The organism is Terriglobus sp. YAF25, assembly GCF_052113305.1.
Lineage (GTDB): Bacteria > Acidobacteriota > Terriglobia > Terriglobales > Acidobacteriaceae > Terriglobus.
The window spans coordinates 1-1095 of record NZ_JBFRCY010001039.1; the positions used below are offsets into that span (position 1 = coordinate 1).

General features: G+C 58.7%; 2 protein-coding genes. Both read left to right on the forward strand.

Translation table 11 applies throughout. The features are described 5' to 3' along the window. The first annotated feature begins 429 nt into the window (after positions 1–429). A complete protein-coding gene (locus tag AB4043_RS26365) occupies positions 430–804 on the forward strand; it encodes a hypothetical protein (RefSeq protein ID WP_442303009.1) in 375 nt (124 codons plus the stop codon). Next, positions 797–1042: a hypothetical protein gene (locus AB4043_RS26370; protein WP_442303010.1), complete on the forward strand. Its 246-nt coding sequence runs from the start codon at positions 797–799 to the stop codon at positions 1040–1042. The genes AB4043_RS26365 and AB4043_RS26370 overlap by 8 nt, the downstream gene beginning before the upstream one ends. Positions 1043–1095 lie beyond the last annotated feature (53 nt).

The window sequence follows — 1095 nt, forward strand, 5'->3', positions numbered from 1 at the left end:
ACTCCTTCCAGACGCCACAAAGAAATCCAGCAACTAAGGCCCACTCAACAAAGAGAAGATCCCTCACTCACACAGACTCTTTAGCCCTGGGCTCTTCGCCTTAATCATAGAGAAGGCCTAGGGCTAAAGCCAGACATCTTTGTAGCCCATTCAGCGGGCTGAAGCCCGCTGAATACCCCAGCCAGCAAGCTGGCCGGGGACCCCGCTGCTCCCACCCGCGTTCAACCAAACAATTCATTCTCATAAGACCCAACAAATCCACCTCTTAACACCCCCAAAACCACACCTACTACCACCGCTAGTAACCCACCAGAAACCGCTTGTCCCCACTCCACAACCGTCTTATGTTGAAGAGGTAGCCGAGAGCGATACACCGCACCGGCAACCTGGAAGTCACCGCCAGTCTTCGGTTTGACGACCAACACTCTTATGAATACCTCCGTCTCCTCATCGCCCTCGTGCGACGTGGCCGTATTTCGTCGCGGTCAAAGAACCAACTCGCTTCCTTCCACCCACATCCCGCGCGAGCAGGCCAAATGGATGATCGACTGCGGCGCCGCCCGCTGGGTGAACAACCGTTACAAGAGCATCCTTCTGCTGGTGGAACCGGAGAAGGCCAAACTGCACGACCTCTCCTCCGTGATGGGACCCAGCGTGACCTTCCTCAATGCAGCCGGCTCCCGCTATCACGCAGCCCTGGTGGAGGCCTGGCAACCCACACCGATTGGAGCAAACCCATCAAATGCTGGAACGCATGGACACCCTGCAGGCACTGCGCTGCAAACGCTGCCGGCAGGTGATTGAGATTCCCCGCCCCGTGGCCGTCGACCCGGAACTGAATGCACGCTTCGCCGAAGAGGCCGAGCAGATACATCGCTGCCAGAACCGAACGGTCCGGCCCTACGTCGCTCACACACCTACACCACCGCCCACCTTCTCTGACCGTGTCACGGCCGAGATGCAACAGGCCGGTCTTCTTCCCTCCGGCGCCAACAGGAGTTCCTCGAATGGCAAAGCCCGGACGTCCATCCAAGTACAGTGACGAGCTGGTCGAGACCATCTGCGCTCTCCTGATGGAAGGCCAGAGCCTCGTCC